The organism is Dehalococcoidia bacterium (genome assembly GCA_025060295.1).
Classification (GTDB): domain Bacteria; phylum Chloroflexota; class Dehalococcoidia; order Lucifugimonadales; family HRBIN23; genus HRBIN23.
Window position 1 is genome coordinate 1 of sequence record JANXCH010000020.1, and the last position, 23,182, is coordinate 23,182.

Consider the following 23,182-nt stretch of genomic DNA (forward strand, 5'->3'; position numbering starts at 1 on the left):
CCTCCCCCTTCGCCTTGGTAGATTCCCCTACACTTGACCCCTTTCGCCTTTTGTGTCTACCATCTCCCCAGAGGCCTCCTTTCGGACGGTGGCATGGCATCCTTATCCCAGCAACCGCCGCGCCCCCTGGTGGTGGGCACCCGGGGCAGCCCCCTGGCCTTGGTCCAGGCCCAGCAGGTGCTCCAGCGCCTGCACGCCTTAGGCGTCCCGGCCACTCTTCAGCCTATCCGCACCAGCGGGGATAGGGGTCAGCGTCGGGGAGTAGGTGTGTTCGTCAAGGAGCTGGAGGAGGCCCTCCTGCACGGGCAGGTGGATCTGGCGGTCCACAGCCTCAAGGATATGCCCACCCAGCAACCGCCCGGCCTGCGCATGGCCGCCGTCCTGGAGCGGGCTGATGCCCGCGATGCTCTTGTGTCGCCTTTCGGCTCATTAGACCGTCTCCCCGCCCGAGCCCGTGTGGGCTGTGGAAGCCCACGCCGCATCGCCCAACTGCGCGCCCTGCGCCCAGATTTGGACTACATCCCCATCACGGGCAACGTGGATACCCGCCTGCGCAAACTGGACGCCGGCCTCTACGAGGCGATTGTGCTGGCCCTGGCTGGGCTTCTCCGCATGGGGTGGGAAGGGCGCGCCACCCAGGTGTTCTCCTTCGCTGAGATGCTCCCTGCCCCCGGTCAGGGCGCCATCGCGCTGGAGGTGCGGGAGGGGGATGCCTACGCCACTCGCCTGGCCCAGGCCCTCAACCACTGGCCCACTTGGTGGAGTGTCCTTGCGGAGCGGGCCTTTTTGCGCGCGTTGGGCGGGGGATGCCGTGTGCCCATCGCCGCCTATGCCCATGTCCAGGACCAGCGCCTTGTCCTGGACGGCTTGGCCATCACCCCCGACGGGCAGACCTGCATCCGCGGCCAGGTGGAGGGTCTCCCCGCGGATGCCGAAGCGTTGGGGGTGGCCCTGGCCCAGGACCTGCTCCGCCGAGGGGCCAACCGCTTGGTGGGAAGCCCGGTATGACAGCCTCCAAACCACTTCACGGTTGGCGTATCCTGGTAACTCGCCCCGAGGGTCAGGCTCATACCCTGGCCCAGCGCTTGCGCTCCCTGGGCGCCCAGCCCCTCCTGCTCCCTGTTATGCGTATCCTGCCCCCCGAGGACTGGTCGGCGGTAGACGACGCCCTGCGCCGTGCTTCCGCCTTTGACTGGATCGTGTTCACCAGTGTCAACGGGGTGCGGTACGGCATGGAGCGCCTGGGGGCTTTAGGCTTCACCCCGGACTCTTTGAGCACCGTGCGCATTGCTGTGGTGGGCCCGGCGACGGCCCGCGCCGTCCAGCGCTGGGGGCTGAAGCCCGCCGCCCTTCCCCTTGAGTTCCGCACTGAAGCCATCGCCGATGCCCTGGGCGACGTGGAGGGACAGCGTATCCTCCTCCTACGGGCAGAAGGGGCACGTCAGGCCCTTGTCCACATCCTCAAGGAGCGGGGGGCGCAGGTAACCGAGGTGGGCGTCTATCGGGTGCTCCCCGTCTCGGACGGAAGGGGTGTGGAGCGGCTCCTGTCTCCCGTGCCGGATCTGGTTACCCTGACAAGCCCCTCCACCGCCCGAGCCCTCGCCGCCCTTGTCCGCTCCCTGCCGTTCCCTCTCCCCTTAGAGCGCCTGCCGGCCGTGTGCATCGGCCCTGTTACCGCTGCTGCCGCCCGGGAGGAGGGCTTCCCCGTGGTGGGCACGGCCCGACGGTATGTGGAAGAGGGTTTGGTGGAAGCCGTGCTGGAGGCTGTCCAGCGCCTCAAACCGCCCATTTGGTGGACGGAGGTGGGTTATGACCCTGGTCACCAGTAATGCAGTTGCCCCAGCCGATCGCCTGCGCCGTCTACGGCGCACCCCGGCCCTACGACGCCTGGTGCGGGAGACGACCCTTACCCCCGCCGACTTCATCTACCCCCTCTTTATCTGTCCCGGGGTGGACAGGGAGGAGCCGGTGCCCAGTATGCCCGGCATCTCCCGCCTCTCGGTGGACCGGGCGGCTAAAGAGGCGGAGGAGGTGGCGCGTCTGGGCATCCCCGCCGTGCTCCTGTTCGGGGTTCCCCAGGAGAAGGATGCCTTCGCGCGCCACGCCTACGCTCCCCAGGGTTTAGTGCCCCAGGCAGTGCGCAAAATCAAAGAGGCGGTGCCCCACCTGGTGGTGCTCACCGATATCTGCGTCTGCTCGTATACCGACCACGGACATTGCGGGGTTGTCCGCAACGGCACCGTGGACAACGACGAGACCCTGACGATACTAGCCCGTATGGCCCTGGCCCACGCCGAGGCGGGGGCGGATATCGTTGCTCCCAGCGCCATGATGGATGGGCAGGTGGGGGCTATCCGGGAGGCCCTGGACAAGGCGGGTTTCCAGGAGGTGGCCATTATGGGCTATTCGGCCAAGTTCGCCTCAGCCTTTTACGGCCCCTTCCGGGAGGCTGCGGATTCCACCCCCCAGTTCGGTGATCGCAAGGCCTACCAGATGGACCCGGCCAACGCCCGGGAGGCTCTGCGGGAGATTGAGCGGGACATCGTGCAAGGGGCTGACATCGTGATGGTGAAGCCCGCCTTGGCCTATTTAGACATCATCCGGTGGGCACGGGAGCGGTTTGACCACCCCTTGGGGGCCTACAATGTGAGTGGGGAATACGCCATGCTCAAGGCGGCGGGGCGTCTGGGGTGGCTCAACGAGCGGGCGGTGGTGCTGGAGGTGCTCACCGCCATCAAACGGGCTGGGGCCGATTGTATCCTCACCTACTTCGCCAAGGACGCCGTGCGCTGGCTGCAGGAGGAGGGCTAACGGATGTGTCCGCAACCCTTCTCCACCTCCTGCCCTCAATGGTAGTATGGAAATGCTATGTCCCTAGCGAAACGTCCTCTGGCCATTGCCGTCATAGGTGGAGGTAATGCCGACGCCCAGAGCATGGAGTTGGCCTACCAGGTGGGCAAGGCCCTGGCGCGGCGCGGGGTTGTGGTGGTGTGTGGGGGCCTCACGGGAGTGATGGAGGCGGTGTGCCGGGGTGCCAAGGAGGCGGGGGGTATCACAGTGGGCATCCTCCCCGGCCACGACCCTCAAGAGGCCAACCCCTATGTAGACATCGCTATCTGCACAGGGATGGGGTATGCCCGTAACCCGTTAGTGGTGAAGTCTGGCCAGGCAGTTATCGCTATTGACGGCGCCTACGGCACTCTCTCCGAGATCGCCCACGCCTTGGCGGAGGGGATTCCCGTAGTGGGTTTGCATACTTGGATGTTCAGCGTCAACAACCAACCCGATAACGCCATCGTGCGCGCCTCTGACCCGGAGGAGGCTGTGGAGAAGGCCATCGCCCTGGCCCGACGAGGGCAGCGTGCCCCGACTCCTCGTGAGGGGATGACCCAGTGAGCGGTCCTGTTATCGCCGCCGTGCACGCCCGGGAGGTCCTGGACTCCCGAGGCAACCCCACCGTGGAGGTGGAGGTCGCCCTGTCCGACGGTGCCTGGGGACGGGCACTGGTGCCCTCCGGAGCCAGCACGGGTCGCCACGAGGCTCTGGAACTGCGGGACGGCGACCCCAAGCGCTACGGGGGTAAAGGTGTGCGCCGCGCCGTGGAGCACGTCCGCACCCTGCTGGCCCCCTTGCTCATAGGCCGTTCCCCCTTTGACCAGGATGCCATAGATCGCCTCTTGCTCCAGGCCGATGGCACCCCGAGCAAGCAACGCCTGGGGGCTAATGCTTTGCTGGGCGTCTCCCTGGCGGTGGCCCATGCCGCCGCCGCCTCTCGGCGTCTGCCCCTGTACGCCTACCTGGGTGCAACGGAAGAAGGGGTGCTCCCCGTGCCCCTGTTCAACATCCTCAACGGGGGCAAGCACGCCCACGACTCTACCGATTTTCAGGAGTTCATGGTGGTCCCCGCGGGGGCTCCCACTTTCGCCGAGGCCCTGCGGGCGGGGGCGGAAATCTACCACGCCCTCGGACGCTTGCTCCGCGAGGGGGGCTATAGCACCAATGTGGGCGACGAGGGCGGGTTCGCCCCTAGTTTACCGTCCAATCGCGCCGCCTTTCAGGTGGTGCGGGAGGCCATCGCTCTAGCCGGCTATCGCCCCGGGGCCGATGTCTGGGTGGCGTTGGACGCCGCCGCCAGCGAGTTCTTTCATAATGGGCGCTACTCCCTGCGCCGTGACGGTCTGGTCTGCACTGCTGCCCAACTGGTGGATTACTATGAATCCCTTCTCGGGGATGTCCCCCTCCTCAGCCTGGAGGATGGGCTGGCCGAGGACGACTGGGAGGGGTGGGCCCTCCTGACCCGTCGCCTGGGAGGGCGCCTGCAACTGGTGGGGGACGACCTGTTCACCACCAACCCCCAGCGTATTCGTCAGGGGATACAGCGGGGTGTGGCCAACGCCCTCCTGGTGAAGCCCAACCAGATAGGGACCCTCTCGGAGACGCGGGAGGCGGTGCGCCTGGCCCAGGGGGCGGGCTGGGGGACGGTCATGAGCCACCGCTCGGGCGAGACGGAGGACACCACTATCGCCGACCTGGCAGTGGCCTGGGGGACACAGCAGATCAAGGCAGGTGCCCCCGCCCGAGGGGAGCGCACCGCCAAGTATAATCGCCTCCTGCGCATTGAGGAGGCCCTGGGGAACAGAGGACGCTACGCCGGCCTGCAGGCTTTCCCCCATCTGCGACGGGGGCCGGGTGCTACTTCTTCTCCTCCATAGGTTGGCCGTGGCAGGACAGGGGGCTCTTCTGGCTGGGCCCAACGCGCGTAACGATCACCTCGGCGCCACAAACCTTACACACATACCGCTTGCCAGTCTGGTTGAAGGGCATCCTGACCCCTCCTGGCCCTGAAAAAGTGTGTTCTCCCTCAAGGGTAGCGCGGAGAGCGCGCAGGCGCAACCGCCGGCCTAGATGGGGCACAAGGTGCCAGCGGGACATCCGCCCCCGTATTCGGGATGCACCAGCACGAAGGGGATGACCTCCCCGTGCTTCACATCGCCCCCCAGATAAAGCACCTGCTGGCTCTTGCTTCCATAGCGATACACTGTGATGCCTTTACATTTCAGTTCCCACGCCAAGAGGAAAGCCGTTTTGACATCCTCCACTGTTGCATCGTGGGGGAGGTTGATGGTCTTGGAGACGGCGTTCTCGGTGTGCCTCTGGAAGGCGGCCTGCATCCGCACATGCCATTGGGGAGCGATGTCAAAGTCGGTAACGAACAGACGACGCAGGTCGGGGGGCAAGTGCTCCATGTCGCGGATGGAGCCTTTACGGGCGACCTGCTCCCATAAGGCGTCAGAGGCCACACCTCGCGCCTCTATCGCCTGGCGGAAGGCGCTGTTCACTTCCAACAGGCGCATCCCCTCCATCGCCTCCCGCACATAGACCAGGGCGAACAGAGGCTCAATGCCCGAGGAGCACCCCGCGATGAGGCTCAGTGTGCCGGTAGGGGCGATGCTGGTAACGGTGGCGTTGCGCCGGGGGGTGGCACCCACAGTGTCCCATCGGCTCCCCCGAAAGTTGGGGAAGGGGCCACGCTCCTGGGCCAGCAGACGGCTGGCGCGGTCGGCCTCCTGGGCGATGAAGCCCATGACCTGCTCGGCCATGCCCACACCATCGCTACTGTCGTAGGGGATACCTAAGGCAATAAGGGTATCGGCCCAGCCCATGACCCCCAAACCCACCTTGCGGTTGGCACGGGCGGCCTGCTCCAATTGGGGGATGGGATAGCGGTTGACCTGAATGACATTGTCCAGAAAGCGAATGGCCCAATGCACCGTCTCCCGCAGCCGTTCCCAATCTATCTGGCGGTTTTTGACATAATGGGAGAGATTAATGGAACCTAAGTTGCACGACTCGTAGGGGAGAAGGGGCACCTCCCCGCAGGGGTTGGTGGCCTCAATGGTGCCCACATGGGGCGTCGGGTTGTGGCGATTGATTTCGTCTATGAAAATGATGCCCGGGTCGCCTGTGCGCCACGCCTGGGTGCAGATGAGGTCAAACACCACCCGCGCCGGCACGCGGCGCACCTCTTTGCCCGTGCGAGGATTGACCAAAGCGTAGTCTGCCCCGGTGGCCAAGGCGTCCATAAAGGCATCGGTGATGGCCACAGAGATGTTGAAGTTGGCCAGCACCCCCTCCTGGGCCTTCGCCTGAATGAACTCCAGGATGTCGGGATGGTGAACGCTCAAGATGCCCATATTGGCACCCCGGCGCTTGCCCCCTTGCTTGATGACCTCGGTGGCCGTGTCATAGATGCGCATAAAGGAGACCGGCCCCGAGGCCATGCCACCCGTGGAACGCACTCTATCCCCCCTGGGGCGCAGGCGCGAAAAGGAGAAGCCCGTCCCCCCACCCGACTGGTGCACCAGAGCGGCGTGTTTGAGGGTATCAAAAATGGATACCAGGGAATCCTCTATGGGGAGGACGAAGCAAGCGGAGAGTTGGCCCAAAGGGGTGTCGGCGTTCATGAGGGTCGGGGAGTTGGGGAGGAAGTCCAGGCGGAGCATCATCCCCAGAAAGCGCTCTTCCCATCTCTCCCGCTCCTCCCGGCTTGCTCCAAACTCCTCCTCCGCCCGGGCTATGGCCCGTGCCACCCTTTGGAACATCTGGAGGGGCGTCTCGATGACGCGCCCCTCCTCGTCCTTCAGCAGGTAGCGCTGTTCCAACACTTTGACGGCGTTGACCGAGAGTTTCAGTTCGTCTAGCCCCACGCCCAGAAGTCTTTTGGCCTGGCGCATCTGGGCCCTCTGCTGGCGATAGAGGATGTAGGCTTTGGCGGCTTGCGCCAAGCCGCTCTGGATCAGCACCTCCTCCACAGTGTCCTGCACCTCCTCCACATGGGGGATGGAGCCGTAAGGGAGGCGTTGGGCGAGGCGCTGAACAACCTGGTCGGCGAGGCGGTGGGCTAGATCACTGTCGGGCGTGCCGACGGCGGCCAGGGCTTTCCCGATGGCCGTGGCGATGCGCTCGGGGTCAAAGGCTTCCAGGGGGCCGTGGCGCTTGCGGATGAAACGAAACGGGGCGTGCGGGGCGTGCATGGGCTCCTCTCCCCCTTGTCTCACAGCCTAGCATAAGCGCCGTGCGCCCCCATCGCCCTGGGCCGTGGTTCGGTCTGAGGGGCGATGAGTGGGGGCGTGTCGCTAGGATCGCACCAGCACTTTCTGGGCGATGGACTCGGGGATTTCCTGGTAGTGGTGGAACTGTAAGGAGTAACTGGCGCGCCCCTGGGTGAGGGAGCGGAGCACCGTGGCGTAGCCGAAGGTTTCGGCCAAGGGCACCAGCGCCCGGATGATGTGAGTGTCGCCCACTCCCTCCAGGGACTGCACTTGGGCACGGCGGGCGTTCAGGTCGCCCAGCACATCCCCTAAGTATTCCGCGGGGGTAACCACCTCCAGGGCCATAATCGGCTCCAACAGCACGGGGGTGCCCCGCTTGAGGGCCTCCCGCATGGCCATACTCCCCGCCACCTTGAAGGCCATGTCCGAGGAGTCCACAGGGTGGTAACTGCCATCCACCAGGGTTACCTTGACATCCACCACCGGGTAGCCGCCCAGAACACCATTTTCCAAAGCCTCGCGGACGCCCTGCTCCACCGCAGGGATATACTCTTTGGGGACGACGCCGCCCACGATACGGTTCTCAAACTGGAACCCGCTCCCGCGGGGCAGGGGCTCCACCTCCAGCCACACATGGCCATACTGCCCCCGCCCCCCGGTCTGACGGATGAAGCGCCCCTCCACCCGCACGGGCTGGGTGATGGTCTCCCGATAGGAGACCTTGGGGCGTCCCACCCGCGCCTGGACGCCAAACTCCCGGCGCATGCGGTCCACCAGCACCTCCAGGTGCAGCTCCCCCATACCCGAGATGAGCGTCTCCCCTGTTTCGGGGTCGTAGCGCACCTTGAAGGTGGGGTCCTCCTCGGCCAGACGGCGCAGGGCCGTGTCCAGGTGCTCCTGATCGGCCTTGGTGCGCGGTTCCACCGACACCGAGATCACCGGCTCGGGGAAGCGGGGAGGCTCCAGCACCAGGGGGGCATCCTCCAGGCAGAGGGTATCACCGGTGAAGGTATTCTTGAGGCCGATGACGGCTCCGATGTGTCCCGCTTCGAGGGCCTCCACATCCTCTCGGTGCTGGGCGTGCATGCGCACTACTCGTCCCAGGCGCTCGCGAAGGCCCTTGCTAGCGTTGTAGACCACCGCCCCGGCTTTGGCTACACCCGAATAGACCCGGATATACACCAGACGCCCGATATACGGGTCGGTCATCACCTTGAAGGCGAGGGCGCACAGGGGCTGGTCGGTCCGAGGGAGACGTTCCACCGTTTCGCCTGTGCGGGGATCAGTGCCTTTGACAGGAGGCATATCCAGAGGAGAGGGGAGGTAGGCCACGATGGCGTCCAGGAGGGGCTGGATGCCCTTGTTACGCAGGGCTGCTCCGCACAGCACGGGCACCAAAGTGTAGGAGAGGGTAGCGCGGCGGAGGGCTTGATAGATCTCCTCCTTAGAGATCGGGACCCCCTCCAGGTATTTGGCCAGAAGGGCATCGTCGGTTTCGGCGACCCGTTCAATGAGGCGTTCCCGCCACTGGCGAGCCCGCTCCTGCACCTCCGGGGGAATGGGCGCCTCCAGGGGAGGTTTGGGCTCGTCGGTGTCGTAGATATAGGCCTTCTGTTCTATGAGGTCCACGACGCCCCGAAAAGCGCTTTCGGCCCCGATGGGGATTTGCACGGGGACGGGGCGCACTCGCAGGCGATGGGCGATCATATCCACCGTGCGGAAAAAGTCGGCCCCTGTGCGGTCCATCTTATTGACGAAGCAGATGCGGGGGACGCGATAGCGGTCGGCCTGGCGCCACACGGTTTCGGTCTGGGGTTGAACGCCCGCTACGGCGTCGAAAATGACCACCCCCCCGTCCAGAACGCGCAGACTGCGCTCCACCTCAGCCGTGAAGTCCACGTGTCCGGGGGTATCAATGATGTTGATGTGATGGTTCCGCCAGTAGCACACCGTGGCGGCGGCGGTGATGGTGATGCCCCGCTCCCGTTCCTGGGGCATCCAGTCCATCACAGCGGTGCCGGCGTCCACCTCCCCGATTTTATAGGTGCGGCCGGTAAAGTAGAGGACACGCTCGGTAACAGTGGTCTTGCCCGCATCAATGTGGGCGATGAATCCGATATTGCGGACGAGCTCCAAGGGCACAGAAGGGGACATAGGGGTCTCTGCTCCTCTAGAGGTGGGGAGATTACCACCGGTAGTGGACGAAGGCGCGGTTGGCCTCGGCCATCTTATGCAGGTCTTCGCGGCGTTTGACCGCCGCCCCCTCACCCTTGGCGGCGTCCAGGATTTCGGCGGCCAAACGCTCCTCCATAGGGCGGCCTTTGCGGGCGCGGGCGGCTTGCACCAACCAGCGCATGGCCAGGGAACGCCCGCGCAGGGGGTGAACCTCCACCGGGACTTGGTAAGTGGCTCCGCCCACCCGGCGAGGCTTCACCTGGAGGAGGGGGGTAGCGCGGCGGATGGCTTCCTCTACCACCTCCACGGGGTGGCGGTTGGCCTGGTTCTCGATGCGCGCCAATGCCCGGTAGACGATGCGTTGGGCAACGGTCTTCTTGCCCCGTTGCATGACCTTGTTGATCAGGCGGGCAATGGTCTCGCTATTGTAGATGGGGTCGGGTTTGACGGGTCGGGGTTCTGCCCGATGGCGACGCATCCTGGCTACCCTGCTGTGCCTTCGGCGGGAGTGGCACCCTTCTTAGCCTTTTTAGCACCGTATTTGCTGCGCCCCTGGCGGCGATTGGCCACCCCTGCGGCATCAATAGCACCCCGGATGATGTGGTAACGCACCCCTGGCAGGTCGGGGACGCGCCCTCCACGCACCAACACCACCGAGTGCTCCTGGAGGTTGTGGCCTTCGCCCGGGATGTAGGCGGTGATCTCTACACCGTTGGTCAGGCGCACGCGGGCGATCTTACGTAGGGCGGAGTTGGGCTTCTTGGGGGTCATAGTGCGCACCACCGTGCACACCCCCCGCCGCTGGGGTGCCCCCACAGGGTCGTAGACCCGTTGGTTCTTCAGGGAGTTGTACCTAAAGTGTAAGGCTGGAGCCTTGCTCTTGGAACGAGAGCGGCTCCGCCCCTTCCGCACCAGTTGATTGATAGTCGGCATATGTCTCCCGTTGAGGGGAATGCTCTGAAGTTACTGTAGCAAACGGTTTACGCCTCGTCAATAGGCGCAGGGAGGCCTGGTGTGCGTGGAGGCGGCGGATGGCGGGAACGCGGGCGCTGTCCCCCTGAGCGTCGCCCGACGACACAACTCCCTGGCCCACCCCGCTTGACAAATCCCTCCCTTTCTGTTAGGGTATGAGGCACACAGCGACCACAATATCTTGTGGCACATATGTTCTAAACCACAACTTACTGGGTGCTGTTTCAGACGCGGGTTAGCCAGTGTTCGGACACTGGTAAAGGGGTAAGGCTATGCGCTGTCCTCGCTGTGGGCATCCCGACTCCCGGGTAGTGGACTCCCGGGATGCGGAGGAGGGCATCCGCCGGCGCCGAGAGTGTGCCCGGTGTGGTCTGCGCTATACCACCTACGAGCGGGTGCAGACCACCGCCTTGCTGGTGGTGAAGCGGGATGGACGGCGGGAGGAGTTCAACCGAGAGAAGGTGAAACGGGGCATGCTCATCGCTTGCACCAAGCGCCCTGTGCCTGTGGACGCCATTGATAAGGCGGTGGAGGCCATTGAGCAGGACCTGCAACGCTTGGGGCGGGCGGAGGTGCCCTCGTCCCTTATCGGGGAGATGGTGATGGAGCACTTGAAGCGCTTGGATCGAGTGGCCTATGTGCGCTTCGCCAGCGTCTACCGCAACTTCCAGGATGTGGGGAGTTTCCGGGAGGCGGTGGATGCCCTCGAGGGGGAGCAGGCCAAGCCCCCCGCCGGCCAGTTGCCTTTGCCCCTGGACGGGAAAGTTCCCCGCCGCACCAAACACCTGCGCTAGCACCCCACGCTGATGCCGTCAGCACGGTAAGGAGGGAGGTATGACCGTATCCGTGTCGCCTGCTGTTAGCCCCATCATCGCCCCAGAGTTCCGACAGCGTCTTCTGCGTGCCCTGCAGCAAGCCCATCTCACCGCCCCGCCCAAGCACCTGGACCTCACCGACAATGCCCTGCGGGTCCTGCAGGCCCGCTACTTCCTGCGGGACAAAAACGGGCAGGTCAGTGAAGACGCTCAGGGCATGTTCCGCCGGGTGGCCCGCGCCATCGCCCAGGTGGAGACCCTTTACGATCCTAAGGCCGATGTGCAGGCCCTGGAGGACGCCTTCTATGGGATGATGGCCCGCCTGGAGTTCCTCCCCAACTCCCCCACCCTGATGAACGCGGGCACGGGGGCCGGCACCCTCTCGGCCTGCTTCGTCATCGGCTTGGAGGACACCATGGAAGGCATCATGGACACGGCCAAGCACGCCGCCATGGTGCAGAAGTTCGGCGGGGGCACCGGCTTCGCCCTCTCCAAGATCCGCCCCAAGGGGGCTCCCATCTCCACCACCCACGGCAAGGCGTGCGGGCCGGTGGCAGTTCTGCGCCACCTGTCGTCGGTCTCCAAACTGGTTACCCAGGGCGGGAAGCGGGACGGGGCCAATATGGCGGTTATGGATGTGCGTCACCCCGACATCATGGAGTTCATCACCTGCAAGCGCAAAGAGGGGGAGATCCATAACTTCAACATCTCTGTGGGCGTGGACACGGAGTTCATGGAGAAGGTGGAGCGAGGGGAGGACTATGACCTCATCGACCCGCGCACGGGCCAGGTGGTGGGCCGCCTGAATGCTCGGAAGGTGTTCAAGGAGATTGTCTACGGGGCGTGGCTGAACGGCGAGCCGGGGATGCTCTTCATGGACCGCATCAACCAGGACAACGCTACCCCCCACCTGGGCAAAATCATGGCCACCAACCCCTGCGGGGAACAGCCCCTCCTGCCCTACGAGTCGTGCAACCTGGGGTCTATCAACCTGGCCAAGTTCCTGCGCTACACCCCCGACGCCGTGGAGATCGATTGGGAGCGCCTGCGCCAGACTATCCGCTTGGCGGTGCGCTTCTTGGACAATGTGATTGACGCCAACAAATACGCCATCCCCGAAATTGAGCGGATGACCAAACTGACCCGCAAGATCGGTCTGGGGATTATGGGGTGGGCTGATGCCTTGTTCCGCCTGGGCATCCCCTATGACTCCGAGGAGGCTCTGGCCCTAGCGCGGCAGGTGATCTCCTTCTTCCGCCGCGAGGCCGATGCTATGTCGGCTGAACTGGCCCAGCAGAGGGGTCCTTTCCCCGCCTTCAAGGGGAGCATTCACGACAAGCCCGGCGCTCCGCCCCTGCGCAACGCCTGGCGCCTAAGCATCGCCCCCACTGGCACCATCTCCATGATCGCAGGGTGCTCCTCGGGCATTGAGCCGGTGTTTGCTCTGGTGTTCCGCAAGCACAACATCTTGGGGGGCCAGACCCTCTACTACATTGACCAGACCTTCGAGGCCGTGGCGCGGGCCGAGGGCTTCTACAGCGATGCCCTGATGGAGCACTTGGCCATGGGCAAATCCCTCCAGGAGCGCACCGAGGTGCCCGCGTGGGTGCGCCGCCTGTTCGTTACCGCCCCCGACATCAGCCCCGAATGGCACGTGCGCATGCAGGCGGCCTTCCAGGAGTTTGTGGATTCGGGTATCTCCAAGACCATCAACTTCCCCAATAGCGCCACGCAAGAGGATGTGTGGCGGGCGTATATCCTGGCCTGGAAGCTGGGATGCAAAGGCATAACCGTCTACCGTGCGGGTAGTCGGGAGCAGGAGGTGCTCACCGCCGGCACGACGAGCAAGCCCCAGGAGGCGGCCGCGGCCCCGCCTTCAGGGACCCCCCAGCCCTATCTGCGCCCTCGGGAGCGCCCCGTGGTCATGACCGGGCGCACCGAGCGCATCCGCACCGGGCACGGGAACATGTATGTAACCATCAACTCCGACGAGCAGGGGAGGCCTTTTGAGGTGTTCGTGGCGTTGGGTAAGGCAGGCGGATGCGACAGCGCCCAGCTGGAGGCCATCGCCCGTCTGGTCTCCCTGGCCTTGCGGTCGGGTGTGGACCCCCAAGCCATTGTAGAGCAGTTGCGGGGGATTACCTGCTGCCCCGCCTGGGACGGGGGGGTGCAGGTGAAGTCGGCTCCCGATGCCTTGGCGCTCGCCCTGGGGCGGGCCATCGGGAAGGAGCCCCCGCGCCCCGAAGCCATCCAGCCGTCGCTCCTTCCACGCAACGGCGACCACCAGAGGCCCACGGGCAACTGGGGGGTGTGCAAGAAGTGCAACGGCCCTCTGGTCTACCAGGAGGGATGCCTGACCTGCCGGGCATGCGGGTATAGCGAGTGCGGGTGAAAGGAGGTAACGATGGAGTCTCCAGGAGCATTACTGTTTATAGGAGGCCTGCTATGGACAAGTCTGGGGGGAGGAGGGTGGTTGTTGTTTCGCACCCCGTGGTTTGGTATAGCGGGTAGCCCCGGCGCCGTGCTTATGGTCCTCGGCGCATTCTTGTACACGGCCTGATTATCAGCCCAGAGGGCCCATAACTGGGGCAGTATCTCTGTGGCGGCGCCCCAGATAAACGCCTAGAGAGCCGTCCATAGGTTATGCGGGATCGCCCCTGGTGCCGACGGTGTGGGAACCGTAACGACGCGATGGCGGGTGTGTGCCACCGCTGTGGGGCGCCTTTGCGCCCGCCTAAGGCCACGGCGAAAAAGGCCAAAAAAACACGGCGTCACCCCCCGGAGAGCATAGGAGACTGGCTTGCCCAGGACTCCCACGCAGGGGGGGCGAGCCTCTTGCCGGTAGACTGCATCCTCTGCGGGGACTGTCGGGAGATACTTCCCCAATGGCCCTCCCAAAGCGTGGATATCATCATCACCTCACCCCCCTACAACTTCGGGCTGGACGGCTACGACCGCTATGAGGACACCCAGGATTGGGAGGCCTACTTCGCCACTCTGGGGCAGGTGTTTCACGAGTGCGCTCGTTTATTGAAGCCGGGGGGGCGCATCTGTGTGGTCGTCCAGCCTCTCTACTCGGACTATGTGCCCACCCACCATCGGGTCGCCCGCCTATTGGAGCAGGCGGGCCTGCTGTTCTACGCCGAAATCCTCTGGGAGAAGCACAACTACAACGCCAAGTACACGGCGTGGGGGAGTTGGAAGAGCCCCCGTATGCCCTACTTGAAATATACCTGGGAGTTTGTGGAGGTGTTCGCCAAGGGCTCCCGCAGGAAGCCCGGCCCCCAGGACGCGGTGGACATCACTGCCGAGGAGTTCAAGAGGTGGGTGCGGGCGCGGTGGGACATCGCCCCCGAAAGCCGGATGCGCATGTTCGGCCACCCCTCCATGTTCCCGGAGGCGCTGGTGGAGCGCTTACTGAAGCTGTTCAGTTATCGGGGGGATGTGGTGCTGGACCCCTTCAACGGGGCGGGGACGACGACCGTGGTGGCTGCGCGGCTGGGGCGTCGGTATATCGGCATAGACATCTCGGAGCGCTACTGCCAGGTGGCGAGGGAACGGCTGGCGCAAGCGGCTCTGGGCATGCGCCCCGCCCTTCTGCTACAGTAGGAGCGTCGGGAGCGTGCACCATGCCCATGCCCATCCTCATCACCATGGGTGACCCCAATGGCATTGGGCCCGAAGTGGTGGCCAAGGCTTTGGCGGATCCCCCCTGTCCCATAGAGCGGTTGGTGGTAGTCGGCTCACGGCCGGTTTTAGAGAAGGCGTTGCGTCTCGTAGGGGTATCCTTGCACCTTAGGACTATCCCTCGGCTAGAGGATGCGGGTGAGGGGGATGGCACCGTGGCGGTGCTCGACCCCGAGGACTTCTCTCCCGCTGACCTGGCCCCCGGGCAGGTGTCGGCCAAGGCGGGGGCGGCCAGCGTGAACTGGGTGCTCCTATCCGGACGCCTTTGCCTGGAGGGGAAGGCTGTGGGCATGGCCACGGCTCCGATTCATAAAGAGGCGGCCGCCTTGGCGGGCTACCGGGAGGTGGGTCATACGGAGCTGCTGGCACACCTGGCCGGCGCCCCTAAGGTCTACACCATGCTCATGACGGGCCGTTTGCGGGTGGTCCACTTGACTACCCATCGCTCCCTCCGTCGGGCGTGTGACGCCGTGACCCAGGAGGCGGTGCTGGCGGCCATCCGCACCACCCATGCGCACTTCACCCGCTGGGGGATGCCCTCGGCCCGCATCGCTGTGGCCGCGTTGAATCCCCACGCCGGTGAAGGGGGCCTGTTGGGGACGGAGGAGATAGAACACATCGCCCCCGCGGTCGCCCAAGCCCAGAAAGAGGGCATCGCCTGCGTCGGCCCGTTGCCTGCGGACAGCGTGTTCTATCACGCCATTCAGGGGCGTTACGATGTGGTGCTCGCCATGTATCACGACCAGGGGCACATCCCGGTCAAGGTGCACGGATTTGAGCGCAGTGTGAGCGTGAACCTCGGTTTGCCCTTCATTCGTACATCGGTGGACCACGGCACCGCCTTTGACATTGCCTGGCAGGGAAAGGCTCTAGCCACCTCTATGCAGGAGGCCATCCGCACCGCCTTCTCGTTAGGGGTGGAAGGGCGCTTGCCCCTCGCTTAGCCCTTCTTGGGGGCTTTACAGGGTTGCGGGGTTATGGCATAATAACCTTTGGCTCTGTGCAACAGTGGGTACACCAGGAGCAGGGGGCTGTGCCCCCTGCCTCGTTCCTGACCCGGGAAGGGAGCCACCACAGCAAGGGGAGCGAATCCTATGGCTAGACAGCGACCACGCATCCGCATTGTGTTGCGGGCCTTTGACCACCGCATCTTGGACCAGTCGGCCCGGCAAATTGTGGAGGTGGCCGAGCGCACGGGTGCGGTGGTGGCGGGGCCTGTGCCTTTGCCCACGCGCGTAAAGCGTTTCTGCGTGATCCGCTCCCCCCATATTGACAAGGACTCCCGAGAGCATTTCGAGCTGCGCATCCACAAGCGCCTCATTGATGTGCTGGAACCCACCTCCAAGACCCTGGAGACCCTCTCCCGCCTGAATATGCCGGCCGGGGTAGACATCCAGGTGAAAGCTTAGAGGGTGCTATGGCCATCGCTGGTCTTCTGGGCAAAAAGATAGGGATGACCCAACACTTCCAGCCGGACGGACGGCCGGTGGCGGTCACGGCTATCCAGGCGGGGCCGTGCTGGGTCACCCAGGTGCGCACCCAGGCCAAAGACGGCTATACGGCGGTGCAGTTGGGGTTTGAGGAGGTGGGCACCCTCAAGGAGGGGGTGCGCCTGAAGGACCTGCGCCCCGCCGACCTGAAGCCCCTGAACCGTCCGGAGGCGGGGCACCTGCGCCCAGTGGGGCGCCTCCTGCGCCACCTGCGGGAGGTGCGGGTGGACGATTTAGGCGATGTGCAAGTGGGCCAGAAGGTCAGCGTGGACATTTTCCAGCCCGGCGACTTGGTGGATGTGGAGGGGCGCTCCAAGGGGAGGGGCTTCGCCGGTGTTGTCAAGCGCCATCACTTCCAGGGCGGTCCCAAAACCCACGGCCAGAGCGACCGCCACCGTGCTCCTGGCTCCGTCGGCTCCACCACCTTCCCGGGCAGGGTGCTCAAAGGGTTGCGCATGGCCGGGCACATGGGCCATCAGCGGGTAACCGTCCGGAACCTGGAGGTGGTGGCTGTGGACGCGGAGCGCAACTTGCTCTTGGTGAAAGGTGCGGTGCCCGGCCCGGTCAATGGTCTTGTGTTCATCCGCCGGGCTAAGGCCGCCGAGAAGTAGGGGACTATGGAACTGCCGGTCAAAAACCAAAGCGGTGAAGTGGTGGGGCAGGTCACCCTCAACGACCAGGTGTTCGGCCTGCCCATGAATCACGCTCTGGTGCATCAGGTGATCGTCGCCCAACAGGCTAATCGGCGTGTGGGCACCCACGACACCAAAACGCGGGGAGAGGTGAGCGGGGGCGGGCGGAAGCCCTGGCCCCAGAAGCACACCGGCCGTGCCCGCCACGGAAGTATTCGCGAACCCCAGTGGCGTCACGGGGGGGTGGCCTTCGGTCCCCATCCCAGGGATTATCATCAGCGCATCCCCAAGCGCATGCGCCGTTTGGCCATCAAACTGCTCCTTTCGGATAAGGTGCGCTCAGGCCACATCACCCTTTTGGACAACCTCTCCGTCAACGGCAAGACGAAGGAGATGGTGGCGCTTTTACAGGCCTTGGGCATCAGCAAGAAATGTTTGGTGGTTACCGACACAGCCGACCCGAAGGTGGCCGCTGCCACCCGTAATTTGCCCTCTGTGAAATCCCTCCCTGCCCATACCCTGAACGCTTTAGATTTGATAACCTACCCTCATCTCCTCTTGACCGTGCCCGCTGTGCGTCGGATCGAGGCGCTGTGGGCCCAGGAGCGCCCTCGGCGGGCCGCCCAGGTGGCGTAAAGGAAAGGCAGTCCCATGACCGACATCGCCCAACTGACCAACGTGCTGCGTCGCCCCCTCATCACCGAGAAGTCCTATCGCTTGCAGGAGCAGGGGCGTTACTCCTTTGAGGTGGATCCCCGGGCCAACAAAGGGTTAATTAAGCAGGCGGTGGAGCGCCTGTTTGGGGTGGATGTGGTGCGGGTGAACGTCATGTGGGTGAAGGGGAAGAGAAAGCGCTTGGGCCCCCGCTGGGTGCAGAAGCCTGGCTATAAGAAAGCCATCGTTACCCTCAAGCCTGGTCAGAAAATCCCCATCTTGGAAGGCTAACTATGGGACTGAAGACGATGAAGCCCGTTACCCCTGGCCTACGGGCGGCAGTGCTCCCCGACTTCTCCGAAATCACCAAGGAGGAGCCGGAGAAGCACCTTTTAGAGCCTTTGCGCAAGAGCGGCGGGCGCAACAACCAGGGCCGTATCACCACGCGCCACCGGGGGGGCGGGCATAAGCGCATGTATCGGCGCATTGACTTCAAGCGCTATGACCGGCTCAACCAACCGGCGCACGTTATCGCCATTGAATACGACCCTAACCGCACGGCCCGATTGGCTTTGCTTCAATATGCCGATGGGGAGCGTCGGTATATCCTGTGGCCGTTGGGTGTCAAGGTGGGTGACACCCTCATGGCTGGCCCCGAGGCAGAGGTGAAGCCGGGCAATGCTTTGCCCTTGCGCCTTATTCCCATTGGCACCTTGGTGCATAACATTGAGTTGCACCCGGGGAAGGGGGGGCAAATTGTGCGGAGCGCAGGGGCAGCCGCTCAAATCCTAGCCCGTGAGGAGCGGTATACTCTTGTGCGTCTGCCCTCGGGGGAGGTGCGGCGCATCCTGGGGGAATGCTACGCCACCATCGGCCAGGTGGGGAATGTGGAGCACCAAAATGTCAGCCTGGGCAAGGCGGGACGTCGCCGCTGGAAAGGGTGGCGGCCGGAGGTGCGGGGGAAGGCCATGAGCCCTCGCGACCACCCCCACGGAGGCGGAGAGGGGCGTAACCCCATCGGCCTCAAAGGCCCCAAGACCAAGTGGGGCAAGCCTGCCTTAGGTGTGAAAACACGTCGCAACAAGAAGACCGACCGATTCATTGTCAAACGGAGGAGGATCGGCTATGGGGCGGTCGGCTAAAAAGGGGCCCTTTGTGGACCCCAAACTGCTTCAGCGTGTGCAGGCGGCGCGACGGAGCGGGGAGAAGGTGGTGATCAAGACTTGGTCCCGGGCATCCATGATTGTGCCGGAGATGGTGGGGCTGACCATCGCCGTCCACGATGGGCGCCGCCACATCCCCGTGTATATCACCGAAAACATGGTGGGGCACCGCCTGGGGGAGTTCGCCCCCACCCGCACCTTCCGCGGCCATTCGTCTCGTGCCGAAAAAACCACGGGCGTCACCAAGACCGCCTCCTAGGAGTTGCGTATGCCTGTGCGTGCCGTCATTAAGAACTACGGCCAGTCTCCTAAAAAGGTGCGGCGGGTGCTGGGCCTTATCCGGGGCAAGAAGGTCGGCGAAGCCGAGGCCATCCTGCGGTATATCCCCAGCCCCTCGGCTCGTGCGGTGCTCAAAGCCCTTCAGTCGGCTCTCGCCAACGCCGAGCACAACCACATGCTCGCGGCCGATGACCTGCGCATCGTCGCAGCCTATGCCGACGATGGCCCCCGCTTGAAGCGGGCCCGTCCCCAGGCGCGGGGGCGTATCAATCCTATCCTCAAACGCACCTGCCACATTACCATCGTGGTGGACGAGGAGGCCACAGGTGGGCCATAAGACGCATCCTATTGGCTTCCGCCTGGGGGTAGGACTCGGCCAGACCCTTATCAAGGACTGGCAGACCCATTGGTTCGCCCCCAAGGGCACCCAGTATCGCCAGAACTTGCTCGAGGACCTGCGCATCCGCCACGCCATCGCCGAGTCCTATGGGCGCGACGCCGCCATCAGTAAGGTGGAGATTGAGCGGGACTCCCAACAGGTGCGGGTCACTATCCACACCGCTCGGCCGGGTGTGGTGATTGGGCGGGACGGCAAACGCATTCGTGATCTGGGTAAGGCCCTGGAGGCCCTCACCACCCAAAAGGTCAAAGTGGATGTGAAGGAGATAGAGAAGCCGGAACTGGAGGCGCTCTTGGTGGCCCGCAGTGTGGCCGAGCAATTGGAGAAGCGGGTAGGGCACCGCCGCGCCATGCTCCAGGCCGCCACGCGCGCCATGCAGGCCGGGGCTCGGGGGGTCAAGATCGCCGTGGCAGGGCGCTTGGGTGGTGCGGAGATCGCACGACGGGAGAAGGTCATGATGGGGCGTTTGCCTCTGCACACCATCCGCGCCGATGTGGACTTTGCCGTGGCCGAGGCCCTGACCATCATGGGGCGCATCGGTGTGAAGGTGTGGATCTACAGGGGCGATGTGCTCCCGCCCAGTATGGCCGAGGCAGCAGTTACCCCCGAAGAGGCGCGGCCCATCCAAGTTACCATTCCTGCGGAAGCCACCGAGTCTGCAGAGGGGGCAGAGTAAATGCTCCAGCCCAAGCGTGTCAAATATCGTAAAGCCCATCGGGGGCGGCGCAAGGGCCTTTCCACCGGCGCCACGACCCTGGAGTTCGGGGAGTGGGGGCTGAAGGCCCTGGAGCCCTGCTGGCTCACCGCCCGTCAGATCGAGGCGGCCCGCCGTGCCATCTCCCGCCACCTGAAGCGGGGCGGCCAGGTGTGGATTCGCGTGTTCCCCGATAAGCCCGTGACCAGAAAGCCCCTGGAGACCCGCATGGGCGGGGGTAAAGGAGCCGTGGACCACTGGGTCGCTGTGGTGAAACGGGGGCGCATCCTGTTTGAGGTGGGGGGGCTTTCCCAAGACTTAGCCCTGGAGGCGTTGCGCCAGGCGGCCGACAAACTGCCCATCCCTGTCAAGGTGGTCCACCGCTCCGACTTCCTGGAGGCCCCCGCCGAGGAGGCGTAAAATGCCCGCTCTGCGCCTGGCAGACATCCGTGCCCGCTCCACCGAGGACCTGCAAAAAGAGGTCCAAAACCTTTACCGCGAACTGGCTAACTTGCGGTGGCGCTGGCACACCCGCCAACTGGAGAACTACGAAGAGATCAAGCGCGTTCGCAAAACCATCGCCCGCGTCCTGACCGTTTTACGGGAGCGGGAACTGGGGATATCCCATGCCACGCAATAAGGAATATGTGGGGCGCGTCATTAGCGCCAAGATGCAGAAGACCGTAGTGGTGGCGGTGGAATGGGTTCAGCATCACCCCTTGTATAAGAAGGCCATCCGCCGCATCACCAAACTCTATGCCCATGATCCGCGCCAGGAGTGCCGCTTGGGGGATGTGGTGCGGGTGATAGAGGTGCGCCCCCTCTCCAAGACCAAGCGCTGGGTGGTGAAGGAGATTCTGCGTCGGGGCGCGGTGCCTGAAGTGGCCCCCACGGCTATTGGGCAGGAGGTGGAGCATCCCCTGACGCCCTCTGCCACCCCCGCGGAAGGAGGCCAGCCGTGATTCAACGCTACACCCGCCTGGTGGTGGCCGATAACTCCGGCGCCAAAGTCATTATGTGCATCAACATCCCAGGCTACGGCTACCGCCGGTATGCTCAGCTCGGGGATATCATCATCGCCTCGGTGAAGGAGGCTATCCCCAACGCCCCGGACGCGGTGAAGAAGGGCAAGGTGGTGCGGGCAGTGATTGTCCGCCAGAGCCAGCCCTACCGGCGCCCCGATGGCACCTATGTGCGTTTTGACGACAACGCTGCCGTCATCCTCGGGGAAGGGAAGAACCCCCTGGGGAGCCGGGTGTTGGGCCCCGTCGCCCGGGAACTGCGCGACCGCGACTTCACCCGTATCCTCTCCCTGGCACCCGAGGTGGTATAGGCTGGAGGCACACCTATGGCCCTAAAAATCCGCAAAGGGGATACTGTGATGGTCATGGTAGGCAAGGACCGGGGTAAGAAGGGCCGCGTCCAGCGGGTCTTCCCTAAGGAACAACGCATCCTGGTGGAGGGGGTGAATATCCTGAAGCGTCATCTGCGCCGTCGCCCCGGGGTGCGTCAAGCGGGGATTGTGGCGTTAGAGGCGCCTATTCATTGGTCTAAGGTGCGTCTGGTGTGCCCCCATTGCCAGAAGCCGGTGCGAGTGGGGTTTCGCACCCTGGAGGACGGGCGTAAAGTGAGGGTTTGCAAGAAATGCAGCGAGACGATCGAGATCAGCCGGTAAGCACGCAAGGACAAGAGGCGGTCGCCCCCCCCGCACGCCCCCGGCGTGCGGGGCGGCGTGCCCCCGAGGGGCATCCCTCGGAGCACCCCACGGCCGACACGTCTGCAGAGTCTCCCCGTCGGCGCGCCAAAGGGGGGGGTGCCCCTTCTGAGGCACCTGCGGCTCCCACGCCCGCGCCCGCATCCGCCCGCCCCGAGGCGCGCCCGGCTAAGGGCAGGCCCCCCGGAGAGGAGGCACCGCCTCCGCCCCAGGGGAGGGTTATCCCGCGCCTCCTGCGTCTGTATCGGGAGGAGGTGGTGCCCACCCTCATGCGGGAGTTCGGGTACCGCAATCCGTATGAGGCTCCCCGCATCACAAAGGTGGTGCTGAACATCGGCCTGGGGGAGGCGGTTACTAACCCCAAGGCGGTGGAGTTCGCTGTGCGCGACCTCTCCCTCATTGCGGGGCAGAAGCCCGTGGTAACACGGGCCAAGAAGGCTATCGCCTCCTTCAAGGTGCGGCGGGGCCAACCGGTGGGGGTAATGTGCACTCTGCGGGGCGACCGCATGTACTTCTTCTTGGAGAAGTTGTTCTTCGCCGCTCTGCCCCGTATTCGCGATTTTCGGGGCACACCGCGTCACGCCTTTGACGGGCGGGGCAACTACTCCCTGGGAGTAGCAGAGCAGATTATCTTCCCCGAAATTGAATACGGCCAGATAGACCGCTTGCGGGGCCTGCAGGTGAACATCTGCACCACGGCTCGCACAGATCGGGAGGGGGCACGCCTCCTGGAGCTATTGGGGATGCCTTTCGCACGGGAACGCTCCGGGGGCGGGGGCTCTCCATAACGGAACGCACGGCCTTTTCCACGTGCTCACAGGACACGCTAGAATAGAAAAAAGGAGCGGGGTTCGTCCATGGCACGCAAAGCGATGATCGCCAAGGCGTTGCGGACGCCCAAGTACGCTGTCCGCAAGCGCAACCGGTGCTCCCTGTGTGGGAGGCCCAGGGCATACATTCGCCACTTCGGGCTGTGCCGCATCTGTTTCCGCACTCTCGCCCTGAGGGGGGAACTGCCCGGGGTGCGTAAGGCCAGCTGGTAGGGGAACCAACCATGCTCACCGACCCCATCGCGGACATGCTCACGCGCATCCGTAACGCTTTGCTGGTGCGCAAGGAAGAGGTCCTCGTGCCCTCTTCCCGTTTGAAGAGGGAGATTGCGCGTGTGCTGAAAGAGGAGGGCTTCATTCGGGGGTATGAGGAGGTGCAGGCGGGGGCAGGTAAGGCCTTGAAGATCTACCTGGCCTACACGCCCAGTAAGGAGCCGCTGATTCACGGCTTGCGGCGGGTCAGCAAGCCTGGCCTGCGGGTCTATGTGGGTAAAGGCGCTATCCCCCGCTCCCGAGGCCGCCTGGGTGTGGCCATCCTCACCACATCCCAGGGCGTCCTGACCGGCCACGAGGCCCGCCGACGGGGCATCGGGGGCGAAGTGTTGTGCATTGTGTGGTAAGGAGT

The 23,182-nt window shown here is 64.4% G+C and carries 29 protein-coding genes; 25 read left to right on the forward strand and 4 right to left on the reverse strand.

Annotation, left to right across the window (positions count from 1 at the left end):
- Positions 1–93: 93 nt before the first annotated feature.
- The 5 genes from hemC to eno are packed head-to-tail and all read left to right on the forward strand — an operon-like array spanning position 94 to position 4,712.
- The gene (hemC, locus tag NZ951_07260; GenBank protein MCS7207710.1) at positions 94–1,008 is read left to right on the forward strand and encodes a hydroxymethylbilane synthase; all 915 of its coding nucleotides are present in this window, start codon (positions 94–96) and stop codon (positions 1,006–1,008) included.
- The gene (locus tag NZ951_07265; GenBank protein ID MCS7207711.1) at positions 1,005–1,829 is read left to right on the forward strand and encodes a uroporphyrinogen-III synthase; all 825 of its coding nucleotides are present in this window, start codon (positions 1,005–1,007) and stop codon (positions 1,827–1,829) included. Before hemC ends, NZ951_07265 begins: the two co-directional genes overlap by 4 nt.
- Positions 1,810–2,811 (forward strand): porphobilinogen synthase, encoded by a 1,002-nt coding sequence (hemB, locus tag NZ951_07270; protein MCS7207712.1) that lies wholly within the window; start codon positions 1,810–1,812, stop codon positions 2,809–2,811. Before NZ951_07265 ends, hemB begins: the two co-directional genes overlap by 20 nt.
- A gap of 57 nt (positions 2,812–2,868) precedes the next feature.
- Entirely contained in the window at positions 2,869–3,396 is a 528-nt protein-coding gene (locus NZ951_07275; protein ID MCS7207713.1) for a TIGR00725 family protein, read from the forward strand.
- Complete coding sequence (eno, locus tag NZ951_07280; protein ID MCS7207714.1) at positions 3,393–4,712, forward strand: phosphopyruvate hydratase; 1,320 nt, start codon at positions 3,393–3,395, stop codon at positions 4,710–4,712. The genes NZ951_07275 and eno overlap by 4 nt, the downstream gene beginning before the upstream one ends.
- 189 nt (positions 4,713–4,901) lie before the next feature.
- Here eno and NZ951_07285 read toward each other — a convergent pair whose 3' ends face one another.
- The 4 genes from NZ951_07285 to rpsL all read right to left on the reverse strand — a co-directional run bounded on the left by NZ951_07285 (position 4,902) and on the right by rpsL (position 10,160).
- Complete coding sequence (locus NZ951_07285; GenBank protein MCS7207715.1) at positions 4,902–7,034, reverse strand: adenosylcobalamin-dependent ribonucleoside-diphosphate reductase; 2,133 nt, start codon at positions 7,032–7,034, stop codon at positions 4,902–4,904.
- Between the two features lie 102 nt (positions 7,035–7,136).
- Positions 7,137–9,206: an elongation factor G gene (fusA, locus tag NZ951_07290; GenBank protein MCS7207716.1), complete on the reverse strand. Its 2,070-nt coding sequence runs from the start codon at positions 9,204–9,206 to the stop codon at positions 7,137–7,139.
- Positions 9,207–9,237: 31 nt separating this feature from the next.
- Positions 9,238–9,705, reverse strand: a complete 468-nt coding sequence (gene rpsG / locus NZ951_07295) for a 30S ribosomal protein S7 (GenBank protein MCS7207717.1) — start codon at positions 9,703–9,705, stop codon at positions 9,238–9,240.
- 5 nt (positions 9,706–9,710) lie between these two features.
- Positions 9,711–10,160, reverse strand: a complete 450-nt coding sequence (rpsL, locus tag NZ951_07300; GenBank protein MCS7207718.1) for a 30S ribosomal protein S12 — start codon at positions 10,158–10,160, stop codon at positions 9,711–9,713.
- A 311-nt stretch (positions 10,161–10,471) separates the two neighbouring features.
- On the opposite strand from rpsL, the gene nrdR reads away from it, so the two are divergent.
- The 20 genes from nrdR (at position 10,472) to rpsH (ending at position 23,177) form a co-directional block, all read left to right on the forward strand.
- On the forward strand, positions 10,472–10,993 hold the full coding sequence (gene nrdR / locus NZ951_07305; protein MCS7207719.1) for a transcriptional regulator NrdR: 522 nt from the start codon (positions 10,472–10,474) through the stop codon (positions 10,991–10,993).
- A 148-nt stretch (positions 10,994–11,141) separates the two neighbouring features.
- On the forward strand, positions 11,142–13,406 hold the full coding sequence (locus NZ951_07310; protein ID MCS7207720.1) for a vitamin B12-dependent ribonucleotide reductase: 2,265 nt from the start codon (positions 11,142–11,144) through the stop codon (positions 13,404–13,406).
- Positions 13,407–13,849: 443 nt separating this feature from the next.
- Positions 13,850–14,623, forward strand: coding sequence for a site-specific DNA-methyltransferase (locus NZ951_07315; protein ID MCS7207721.1), 774 nt, complete (start codon positions 13,850–13,852; stop codon positions 14,621–14,623).
- Between the two features lie 20 nt (positions 14,624–14,643).
- Positions 14,644–15,645, forward strand: coding sequence for a 4-hydroxythreonine-4-phosphate dehydrogenase PdxA (gene pdxA, locus NZ951_07320; GenBank protein MCS7207722.1), 1,002 nt, complete (start codon positions 14,644–14,646; stop codon positions 15,643–15,645).
- Between the two features lie 150 nt (positions 15,646–15,795).
- Entirely contained in the window at positions 15,796–16,110 is a 315-nt protein-coding gene (rpsJ, locus tag NZ951_07325) for a 30S ribosomal protein S10 (GenBank protein ID MCS7207723.1), read from the forward strand.
- 8 nt (positions 16,111–16,118) lie between these two features.
- Entirely contained in the window at positions 16,119–16,802 is a 684-nt protein-coding gene (gene rplC, locus NZ951_07330) for a 50S ribosomal protein L3 (GenBank protein MCS7207724.1), read from the forward strand.
- Between the two features lie 6 nt (positions 16,803–16,808).
- Positions 16,809–17,459 carry a 50S ribosomal protein L4 gene (gene rplD / locus NZ951_07335; protein ID MCS7207725.1) on the forward strand — a complete coding sequence of 217 codons (651 nt, stop codon included), beginning with the start codon at positions 16,809–16,811 and terminating at the stop codon, positions 17,457–17,459.
- A gap of 15 nt (positions 17,460–17,474) precedes the next feature.
- Positions 17,475–17,768, forward strand: a complete 294-nt coding sequence (gene rplW / locus NZ951_07340; GenBank protein ID MCS7207726.1) for a 50S ribosomal protein L23 — start codon at positions 17,475–17,477, stop codon at positions 17,766–17,768.
- Between the two features lie 2 nt (positions 17,769–17,770).
- Complete coding sequence (gene rplB / locus NZ951_07345) at positions 17,771–18,619, forward strand: 50S ribosomal protein L2 (protein MCS7207727.1); 849 nt, start codon at positions 17,771–17,773, stop codon at positions 18,617–18,619.
- On the forward strand, positions 18,603–18,899 hold the full coding sequence (gene rpsS, locus NZ951_07350) for a 30S ribosomal protein S19 (GenBank protein MCS7207728.1): 297 nt from the start codon (positions 18,603–18,605) through the stop codon (positions 18,897–18,899). The genes rplB and rpsS overlap by 17 nt, the downstream gene beginning before the upstream one ends.
- A gap of 9 nt (positions 18,900–18,908) precedes the next feature.
- Complete coding sequence (gene rplV / locus NZ951_07355; GenBank protein ID MCS7207729.1) at positions 18,909–19,256, forward strand: 50S ribosomal protein L22; 348 nt, start codon at positions 18,909–18,911, stop codon at positions 19,254–19,256.
- On the forward strand, positions 19,246–19,995 hold the full coding sequence (gene rpsC / locus NZ951_07360; GenBank protein ID MCS7207730.1) for a 30S ribosomal protein S3: 750 nt from the start codon (positions 19,246–19,248) through the stop codon (positions 19,993–19,995). The genes rplV and rpsC overlap by 11 nt, the downstream gene beginning before the upstream one ends.
- Complete coding sequence (gene rplP, locus NZ951_07365) at positions 19,996–20,433, forward strand: 50S ribosomal protein L16 (GenBank protein ID MCS7207731.1); 438 nt, start codon at positions 19,996–19,998, stop codon at positions 20,431–20,433.
- Positions 20,434–20,443: 10 nt separating this feature from the next.
- Positions 20,444–20,653 (forward strand): 50S ribosomal protein L29, encoded by a 210-nt coding sequence (rpmC, locus tag NZ951_07370; GenBank protein ID MCS7207732.1) that lies wholly within the window; start codon positions 20,444–20,446, stop codon positions 20,651–20,653.
- Entirely contained in the window at positions 20,640–20,975 is a 336-nt protein-coding gene (rpsQ, locus tag NZ951_07375) for a 30S ribosomal protein S17 (protein MCS7207733.1), read from the forward strand. The genes rpmC and rpsQ overlap by 14 nt, the downstream gene beginning before the upstream one ends.
- A complete protein-coding gene (gene rplN, locus NZ951_07380; protein ID MCS7207734.1) occupies positions 20,972–21,346 on the forward strand; it encodes a 50S ribosomal protein L14 in 375 nt (124 codons plus the stop codon). The genes rpsQ and rplN overlap by 4 nt, the downstream gene beginning before the upstream one ends.
- A 15-nt stretch (positions 21,347–21,361) precedes the next feature.
- Positions 21,362–21,688 carry a 50S ribosomal protein L24 gene (gene rplX, locus NZ951_07385; GenBank protein MCS7207735.1) on the forward strand — a complete coding sequence of 109 codons (327 nt, stop codon included), beginning with the start codon at positions 21,362–21,364 and terminating at the stop codon, positions 21,686–21,688.
- A gap of 260 nt (positions 21,689–21,948) precedes the next feature.
- A complete protein-coding gene (rplE, locus tag NZ951_07390) occupies positions 21,949–22,515 on the forward strand; it encodes a 50S ribosomal protein L5 (protein ID MCS7207736.1) in 567 nt (188 codons plus the stop codon).
- 99 nt (positions 22,516–22,614) lie between these two features.
- Positions 22,615–22,770, forward strand: coding sequence for a type Z 30S ribosomal protein S14 (locus tag NZ951_07395; protein MCS7207737.1), 156 nt, complete (start codon positions 22,615–22,617; stop codon positions 22,768–22,770).
- 11 nt (positions 22,771–22,781) lie between these two features.
- Positions 22,782–23,177: a 30S ribosomal protein S8 gene (gene rpsH, locus NZ951_07400; protein MCS7207738.1), complete on the forward strand. Its 396-nt coding sequence runs from the start codon at positions 22,782–22,784 to the stop codon at positions 23,175–23,177.
- Positions 23,178–23,182 lie beyond the last annotated feature (5 nt).

Bases quoted from the DNA above. Each gene is read 5' to 3' on its own strand.
- hemC (MCS7207710.1), top strand. From the start codon at position 94: ATGGCATCCTTATCCCAGCAACCGCCGCGCCCCCTGGTGGTGGGCACC.
- NZ951_07265 (MCS7207711.1), top strand. From the start codon at position 1,005: ATGACAGCCTCCAAACCACTTCACGGTTGGCGTATCCTGGTAACTCGC.
- hemB (MCS7207712.1), top strand. From the start codon at position 1,810: ATGACCCTGGTCACCAGTAATGCAGTTGCCCCAGCCGATCGCCTGCGC.
- NZ951_07275 (MCS7207713.1), top strand. From the start codon at position 2,869: ATGTCCCTAGCGAAACGTCCTCTGGCCATTGCCGTCATAGGTGGAGGT.
- NZ951_07285 (MCS7207715.1), bottom strand. From the start codon at position 7,034: ATGCACGCCCCGCACGCCCCGTTTCGTTTCATCCGCAAGCGCCACGGC.
- fusA (MCS7207716.1), bottom strand. From the start codon at position 9,206: ATGTCCCCTTCTGTGCCCTTGGAGCTCGTCCGCAATATCGGATTCATC.
- rpsG (MCS7207717.1), bottom strand. From the start codon at position 9,705: ATGCGTCGCCATCGGGCAGAACCCCGACCCGTCAAACCCGACCCCATC.
- rpsL (MCS7207718.1), bottom strand. From the start codon at position 10,160: ATGCCGACTATCAATCAACTGGTGCGGAAGGGGCGGAGCCGCTCTCGT.
- nrdR (MCS7207719.1), top strand. From the start codon at position 10,472: ATGCGCTGTCCTCGCTGTGGGCATCCCGACTCCCGGGTAGTGGACTCC.
- pdxA (MCS7207722.1), top strand. From the start codon at position 14,644: ATGCCCATGCCCATCCTCATCACCATGGGTGACCCCAATGGCATTGGG.
- rpsJ (MCS7207723.1), top strand. From the start codon at position 15,796: ATGGCTAGACAGCGACCACGCATCCGCATTGTGTTGCGGGCCTTTGAC.
- rplC (MCS7207724.1), top strand. From the start codon at position 16,119: ATGGCCATCGCTGGTCTTCTGGGCAAAAAGATAGGGATGACCCAACAC.
- rplD (MCS7207725.1), top strand. From the start codon at position 16,809: ATGGAACTGCCGGTCAAAAACCAAAGCGGTGAAGTGGTGGGGCAGGTC.
- rplW (MCS7207726.1), top strand. From the start codon at position 17,475: ATGACCGACATCGCCCAACTGACCAACGTGCTGCGTCGCCCCCTCATC.
- rplB (MCS7207727.1), top strand. From the start codon at position 17,771: ATGGGACTGAAGACGATGAAGCCCGTTACCCCTGGCCTACGGGCGGCA.
- rpsS (MCS7207728.1), top strand. From the start codon at position 18,603: ATGGGGCGGTCGGCTAAAAAGGGGCCCTTTGTGGACCCCAAACTGCTT.
- rplV (MCS7207729.1), top strand. From the start codon at position 18,909: ATGCCTGTGCGTGCCGTCATTAAGAACTACGGCCAGTCTCCTAAAAAG.
- rplP (MCS7207731.1), top strand. From the start codon at position 19,996: ATGCTCCAGCCCAAGCGTGTCAAATATCGTAAAGCCCATCGGGGGCGG.
- rpsQ (MCS7207733.1), top strand. From the start codon at position 20,640: ATGCCACGCAATAAGGAATATGTGGGGCGCGTCATTAGCGCCAAGATG.
- rplX (MCS7207735.1), top strand. From the start codon at position 21,362: ATGGCCCTAAAAATCCGCAAAGGGGATACTGTGATGGTCATGGTAGGC.
- rpsH (MCS7207738.1), top strand. From the start codon at position 22,782: ATGCTCACCGACCCCATCGCGGACATGCTCACGCGCATCCGTAACGCT.